We start from the raw sequence: 7,362 nt of genomic DNA, 5'->3' as shown, positions 1-7,362 counted from the left end.
GCTTCTTGGGCATTGTGGTCCTCCTGTGAGCCTCAAGACATACTTCAGGGTGGACCAGTTCAATGGGGGCGGATCAGGCAGTTGATTGTAGCACGAAGTAGAACACTCGGGCCTGCAACCCGAGACCGCGCCAGCAAAGTGCGGCCGAGCACATGTCGAATTGTGATCGGGTGTACTCTGATCCTGTGAGCAGCAGACTCGATTTAGGCCGATTTCAGGAGGCAGCACGCTATGGCGGAACCCGTTCTGAAGAAGGGTTCAACTGATCCCGCTGTGCAGGACTTGCAGGAGGCCCTCAAGATCCTCGGACATGATCCAGGGCCGATCGACAGTGTCTTCGGGGCCAGCACTGAGCGCGCAGTCCGATCCTTTCAGCAGTCAAAGGGCATCGCTGCGGATGGGGTCGTCGGCCGGGTCACGTGGATCAATATCGATGAAGCCGACCAGAGCGAGCCAGTTCTCCGCCTTGGCTCAACCGGCCTGCCAGTCCGCCGCCTTCAGAGTCGGATGAGTGCGGTTGGTTTCGACACAGGCGGGGTTGATGGACGCTTCAGCCCAAAAACTGAAACGGCAGTGAGACAGCTCCAGCAACGGTTTGATCTTGCTGTGGACGGCGTCGTGGGCACGAAAACCTGGGCGGTTGTTGCTGCACTGGAGAACGAAGGGCCGGCGAGCTGACTGAGGTGGATCATCGGGGGTGGCTGCACTCCAATCACACATCATTTCGGATCGGGCGAAGCAGCGCAGGTTTGGTCGAGGAGAGCAAGTATGGCGAACGAGATCCAGCAACCCAAGCCGTTCGACTTGGTGGGCAATCCTGTCCTGATCGGAGGCATTGGCTCAGGGTTTGAAGCCATTCTTCAATATCGCGTCCATGACGGTCATGGCGAGCGCACAGGCCACTTCACGGTCGGTGGCGGGACCGGTGAGCACGGACAGTTCCACCTGTCAATTGACGTATCTGGAGCCGTCTTCCAGTTGGACCGTCTGTTCGTCGAGGTGTTCGAGGAGAGCGCAGCAGACGGCTCAGAAATCAACAAAGTGATTGTCCCCGTTATCTTCGGGCCTAATATCGTACCCGGGTACGTAGGCTTCCGTCTTCATACGGTCCAGCGCGGCGACACACTTGCGAAGATCGCGCACGACCACTACAGCGATCCTCGCCGTTTCCAGGACATTGTCAGGGCAAATCCACTGGTCATCACTGATCCGGATCGGATCTTCCCTGGTCAGGCACTTAAGATACCAATCGGCGCGTAATGAGCCTGCAAGCCAAGTTACAACAGGATGAGCCCGACGGTACGGCCTGCGCGACCGCGTCTGTTCTGCCTGTAGCGTCGAGCTTTGCCGCAATTGAAGCTACGTGAAACTTGGCGGTGTGGAAGGGGATTCCGAACCTTCGGGCAATCAGCTTGTTGGAGGCGCCCTCTGCCAGCAACCGCAGACATCGAGCGCGGTACGGGACAGCACGTCCACTCCGCCCGACTGGAGCGCGGTGAAGCAGTCCTTGGCGGCCAGCGGAATGAAACGAACCTTGGTCGGGTTGTCGAAGATGGCAGCCGCGATGGCGCGGCAAAGATCGACGTCGAGACCGGTCCAGCTGCCCTGGGCGTCCGGCTGGCCGAAGCCGGCAAGACCGGTGTTCGAGCCACAGGTCAGGAAGCCCTTCTGCTTGACGCTGTTGAGCGTCGCCTGGGCCGAGGCGCCCGTGGCGAACAGGCTGGCCGTCAGGCCGAAGGCAATCGATACGAGAGCCGTTCCCATCACCATCATCTCCAGCCCTACAGATTATGCCATGCATTGAGGCCGATCAGGTGGAGGCTGTTTTTCCAATGTCGAGCGAGAGTAGTAACGCGCTGAAGCTTGGCCGCATCGGCCGACCTTCTGGCGGGTCGCATCAGCAGGAAGTCCGATGAGATCCACGATTGGCATGACGGCCACGGCCATCGAGATCATCAAGTTCATTCCGGGAGACCAGCCTGTTGGAGCCCCTCACATAGGCGAGCGATGACCTCGTGGCTGAACGGAGGAGCGGTTTTCACTGCTGTCACGGTCAGACCCGGGTACGTTGTTAGAAGCCGTTGAACGCAGGCCTCGGCCTCCTGCCGTCGGCCGTCCAATGCGTATGACGCCGCGAGAAATCGGTTGATCCAAGTTGCTTTGGGATGAGCCAGACGGGCCTTCTCGAGCCATCTGATTGCCTCCGCATAGTGGCCGGTCACGAAGTGAGCATCCCCGATCCCGGCATAGGAGTTGAAGATCATGGGATCAAATGGACTCAGGCGGATTGCCCTCTCGAAGTGAGTGATCCCAGTGTCCGGGTCATCACGGAACGTGCGCAGCCATCCGCTACGGTTCCATGCCCAGGCCGAGTTCGGGTCGAGAGCCAACGCTTTTTCGAGCAAGTAAAGCGCGGTCTGAAATTCGCGCGTAATCGTGTGAGCGGCACCAAGCACGGTCAGAACAAATGGGTCGTCGGATGCCAAACCTGCGGCTAGCTGCGCTTTCTCCAACGCATCACGTCTGTCGCTCTCAGGATTCGTTGACCAGTTGTAGATGACCCGTTGTCCGCTACACCAGGACGCAAGGGCCAGGGCCAGAGGATAGGTCGGATCCAGCTTCAGCGCCTCATCGAGCAGACGGGTTGCAACCTGATTGGACGCCGCGTCCAAGGACCAGACATGGGGCAGGGCCTGCATGACCAGATCGTATGCATTCAGGCTGTCTGGCCGCTTGCGGCGCGCCCGCTCGATCTCAGCCGCCCGGATCGAGGGCTGGATCGCGCCTACGACACTGGTTGTGATGCGGTCCTGAAGGTCAAAAATGTCATCGACTGTACCATCGTAGCGATCCGCCCAGAGGTGTGCTCCGGTTGTCGCATCGATTAACTGCGCCGTGATGCGCACCTTGTCACGGCTGCGCCGGACGCTGCCCTCGAGAACATAGCGGACGCCCAGTTCCCGGCTCACCTGCTGCACGTTCACAGGCCGCCCCTTGTACGTGAAGGTGGAGTTGCGGGCGATCACGAAGAAGGAGCGGATCCGCGACAGGGCCGCAATGATGTCCTCCGAGAGCCCATCGGCCAGAAACTCGCCGTCGTGGCTCTCGCTCATGAAATCAAACGGAAGAACTGCTATGGACGGTCGGTCTGGCACAATCAGGCGTGCCTGCGTTGCTGCGACGCCGTTGCCAAACAGGCTATAGACCCGAAGCGGCTTAGTGATGTTCTTGACCGGCTGCTCCCCCTGATCCTGGAAGCTGTAGGGCAGCTTGTCCCTGACCTCCTCATAAACCTTGGCCGAAATGCAGATGGCTCCCGGCTGAGCCAGTTGCTCCAGGCGGGCCGCAATGTTCACCCCGTCGCCATAGATATCCCCGTCCTCCTCGAAGATAATCTCCCCAAGATTGATCCCGATCCTAAGCTGAAGCGGATGGGCTGACTTGTCTGCGGCTCTTGATGCAAGGGCCTCCTGCATCTCGACGGCGCATTGGACAGTCTCGGTTGGACTGCTGAATTCAACCAGAAAGCCATCGCCAGTGGTCTTCACAATCCGCCCGTGATGCTCGACGGCTCTGGGCTCAATGATCTCCCGGCGCAGGCTCTTAACCTGAGCGAGGGTTCCCTCTTCATCCTCGCCCATGAGCGTGGAGAAGCCCACCACATCAGCCGCAAGAACGGCCGCCAGACGCCGCTGGACCTTTGGCTTGCCAGAGCCACTCATGTCCGTAGTCCCCGTGGGAGACCTGATGGTGCGTCTTTACGGCTGCTTCGTCCAGGAAAAGAGATCAAGGAAGCTAAGGTTGAAAGGCCAGCTTCCCGTGGGGCAGTCGGAGGTATCTCAGGGCTGCTCGATGGTCTTGCAATCGCTCGTAACATGTTGCCGGCGTGGATTGCTGACTGCTTCTCGGAAGTCGCCCTTGGTCCGCTCTTCCGGCGGCAAGCGGACGCTCATTCAATTGGCTCTACATCGCCTTTGACCCCAGGCCGACCTTGGCGCTAGGCCCTTCGCGGGTCATGTGCCTGCCCGAAGATGGACTGCTGTTGGATCGTCGCTGCTGCGTCGCCAATATGGTATGATGGCCAAGCGATGGTGCTGCGTTGTCTTGGTTGAATGACTGGGCGACAGACCGACCCGGCCACAGCCGGCAGATCTCCTCAAGGAGAAACAGCCGTGGCGACAGCATGGGTGGAGCGGCGGTTAGTTGCCATCTTGGCGGCGGACGTCGTCGGGTACTCTAATCTCGTGGAAATGGATGAAGCTGGCACGCTTGCTGCCCTGAAAGCCCTGCGGCGCGAGGTCATCGATCCGCTCCTGGCCGAGCATCACGGCCGCATCGTCAAGCTGATGGGTGACGGCGCGCTTGCGGAGTTCGGCTCGGTGGTTGATGCGGTGGCCTGCGCGGTCGCCGTGCAGAAGGGAATAGCCGAGCAGCAGGCCGATGTGCCGACCACGCGGCGGATCGTCTTTCGGATCGGGGTTAATCTTGGCGATGTGGTGGTCGAGGGAGACGACCTGCTCGGCGACGGCGTCAACATCGCCGCTCGTCTCGAGCAGATCTGCCAACCGGGCGGGGTGATGATCTCCGGCACCGCGTACGATCATCTGCAAGGCAAACTCGTCCTGCCGATGGAGTTCGCAGGCGAGCAGCGGCTCAAGAACATCGACCGACCGATCCGCGCCTACCGGATCGATCCGGGTGGGCTCCCGCCCGCCAGGACGGCACCTCGGTGGCGGCGTGGTTTGTTCCGGCCCCTCGCCCTGGCTGCCCTGCTCATCCTCGGCCTCGGCCTCGGCACGGGCACCTGGCTCTGGCGGGGGACGGACAATCCGGTTCCGGCTCAACAGCAGCCCGCCATCGCGGTCCTGCCGTTCGTGACCTTCGCCGCCGACGAAGCGACCACCCGCTTGGCGAATGGCCTGACCGAGGACATCATCTCTGACCTCGCGCGCCAGACCGGCATCGATGTCATCGCCCGGGCGTCGACCGAAGTCTACAAGGATCGATCGACCGATGTGCGCCAGATCGGACGCGATCTGAACGTTCGCTTCGTCCTCGAAGGCTCGATCCAGCGCGAAGGGGATCAGATCCGCGCAACGGCGCGGCTGAGTGACACTGCGACCGGTGCCCAGCTCTGGTCTAATCGGTGGGATCGACCGACCAAGGATGTGTTCGCGGTCCAGAGCGAAATTGCCGAGCAGGTGATCAGCCAGTTCGAGATGCTGACCGGGCCGGTCAAGTCACTCGACCTGGCGGCCGCCAAACGCAAGCGACCTGAGAACCTCACCGCCTATGAACTCACCCTCCTCGGCGTCGAGAAGCAACTGAGCCCGACCCGGGAGGGTATGGCTGAATCGATCCAGATCCTGAACAAGGCCATCGAGGTCGACCCGAACTACGCCCGGGCGTGGGTCGAGCTCGCCTGGGCGCACGACTCAGCCAAAACCTTTGGAGCCGATGCGAAGACATCGAGCCAAGCTGCGCTCCATGCTGCGAGGCGGGCGGTCGAGCTGGATCCGAATGCTGCCGATGCGCACTCCGTGCTGGGCCATGTCCTCGCAACGACGGGGGAGTTCGACCAGGCCAAATCCGCGTTCGAGACAGCCCTGCGTCTGAACCCAAGCTCGTTCTCGATTTTGGTCTACTATATTCGATGGGCGAGCACCTTCGGCGAGCCTGAGCGCGGAGCACTGCTGGCAGACCGGGCGATCAGGCTGAACCCCAACTACAGGCCATGGGCGGGCGGGTTCCTGCGCTGGGCCTACTTCATGGCCGGGCGGTACAAGGACGCCCTCCAGGCGATGGAACGGCAGACGCCGGACAACTACAGCAAGCACGCCTGGATTCAGCGGGCCGCGAGCTTTGCGGTGCTCGGCCGAACGGAGGAAGCCAGGGCGACGCTCGGCGAGGCGCTGAAGCGTTATCCTGGTCTCACGATTGAGGACTACGTCAGCGACCCAAGCTTCAACGCCGCCGATCGCGAGCATCTGATCAAGACGATGAAGCTTGCGGGCTTCCCAGCGTGTGCCAAGCCGGAGCAACTCGGACAGTTGGCGAAACCTGTCCGCCTGCCCGAGTGTGGGACTTGATCGCGAGTTCAGTCGAAGGTCCGCAACTGGCACATCTGAGACCTAACCCTGAGTACAGCTTTCCCCGCCGAAGCGGACGCTCCTGAAGGGCAGGGGATCGGCAGAGGATGACCCGAAGCTGACGTTCTTGATAGCAATCAAATGCTGTTCGAAGAAGACGCCAGTGAAGGCCACCATCCGCTGTAAGGCTATTTACATGACACAGCTCTCCGAACAGGCTTAGAACCGATAGATTTTGCGCCTGACGATGATCTCAATGGGGGCGATTTCACCCGACGCGCCGTCAAGGATGGTAACGGCGAGATCGTTCAGTTCCGGGCTTCAGGCAACTCGCCTGAACTGCGAGTCTGCGTTGAAGCTGTCACCCCGGGCAGAGCCGACGTCCCGCTGGCGCGGGGGCAGACGCAAGCGTAACAGCAAACATCTTAATCGACTACGGATGGGAGCGCGTGAGGGACAACAAGCCCGTGTAGCGTGGTGTTTCCAGCTGTTCGATAAGTACTCGTACCTGTCACGTTTGCTGCCCTCAGTCGAGCGCAGGCGGTTCTGGAGGGCCGATTCCATGAGTTGGTCCAAAGCTTCGTTGTCAGCCAATCCAAAGCAATTCGGCCTCTTCTATTGCGATGGCAAAGTATGTGTGCTTGGCAATGAGCTTGCAGTTGATTGTTGCTCCAGGTCTCAATTCTTCCTTGAAGTCATCGTTCGTGCGGAGATGCAGAGTACCTCTTAGAAGGACGGCCATTTCATAACCGTTTCGTGCAGCGATCCTGCTAAGATCACGGCGTACGCCGCGATGCAGTATTGTTGTTTCAAGCTTTCTGTAGGAGACAATTTGTGCTGGCGGACCTTGCGTGTGCGCCTCACTTGCGGCGGTTGGCATCGTGTCGGCAAACGTCGCGCTAGGAGCCGAATTGACAGGCAATGGCTCTAAATTGAGCGCTGCCGTCAGCTTTGCCACGATATCCAGTGTCGGCGACAGGTGCCCATTCTCAATGCGAGAGATCGTTGATGCTGCAATACCCGTAATACGTGCAAGTTCTCGAAGGGAGAGGTTCATCTCCTTGCGCTGCTGATAGATTGTTCGAGCAAAGATTGCCTCTGACACTTAGCTTCTCGCAGGACATGGGAGCATGATGGCGTCAAAATACATGATCATGGTAGAAAAAGAAAAACCCCGGTGTTGCCACCGGGGTTCTCCTGTCCAATCAGACGAGCTGATTAGAAGTCGCGCTGGATGCGGAGACGGCCCGACCAGATGTCGTCGTCGCCACCG

The 7,362-nt window shown here is 60.1% G+C and carries 5 protein-coding genes and 2 pseudogenes; 3 read left to right on the top strand and 4 right to left on the bottom strand.

The features are described from left to right. Positions 1–231 precede the first annotated feature (231 nt). Positions 232–678, top strand: a complete 447-nt coding sequence (locus ILT44_RS29480) for a peptidoglycan-binding domain-containing protein (protein ID WP_204243170.1) — start codon at positions 232–234, stop codon at positions 676–678. Between the two features lie 90 nt (positions 679–768). After that, positions 769–1,260 carry a Gmad2 immunoglobulin-like domain-containing protein gene (locus ILT44_RS29475; protein WP_204243169.1) on the top strand — a complete coding sequence of 164 codons (492 nt, stop codon included), beginning with the start codon at positions 769–771 and terminating at the stop codon, positions 1,258–1,260. Here the strand turns inward: ILT44_RS29475 and ILT44_RS29470 are convergent. From ILT44_RS29470 to ILT44_RS29460, 3 genes and pseudogenes are all read right to left on the bottom strand, one after another. Continuing rightward, positions 1,238–1,444, bottom strand: a pseudogene (locus ILT44_RS29470) (response regulator transcription factor); the annotation flags it as partial. The gene ILT44_RS29475 and the pseudogene ILT44_RS29470 overlap by 23 nt on opposite strands. 14 nt (positions 1,445–1,458) lie before the next feature. Further along, positions 1,459–1,764, bottom strand: a pseudogene (locus ILT44_RS29465) (transporter substrate-binding domain-containing protein); the annotation flags it as partial. Between the two features lie 197 nt (positions 1,765–1,961). Further along, positions 1,962–3,722, bottom strand: a complete 1,761-nt coding sequence (locus ILT44_RS29460) for an adenylate/guanylate cyclase domain-containing protein (protein ID WP_204243166.1) — start codon at positions 3,720–3,722, stop codon at positions 1,962–1,964. Positions 3,723–4,172: 450 nt separating this feature from the next. Here ILT44_RS29460 and ILT44_RS29455 point away from each other — a divergent pair, with 450 nt between their 5' ends. Then, a complete protein-coding gene (locus ILT44_RS29455; protein ID WP_204243165.1) occupies positions 4,173–6,089 on the top strand; it encodes an adenylate/guanylate cyclase domain-containing protein in 1,917 nt (638 codons plus the stop codon). A gap of 586 nt (positions 6,090–6,675) precedes the next feature. Here the strand turns inward: ILT44_RS29455 and ILT44_RS29450 are convergent. Then, positions 6,676–7,194 carry a helix-turn-helix domain-containing protein gene (locus ILT44_RS29450; RefSeq protein WP_204243164.1) on the bottom strand — a complete coding sequence of 173 codons (519 nt, stop codon included), beginning with the start codon at positions 7,192–7,194 and terminating at the stop codon, positions 6,676–6,678. Between the last annotated feature and the right edge of the window lie 168 nt (positions 7,195–7,362).

The organism is Microvirga arvi, assembly GCF_016892765.1.
GTDB lineage: Bacteria > Pseudomonadota > Alphaproteobacteria > Rhizobiales > Beijerinckiaceae > Microvirga > Microvirga arvi.
The sequence above is the reverse complement of the archived record's forward strand: the minus strand, read 5'-3'. Positions and strand labels throughout refer to the sequence as shown.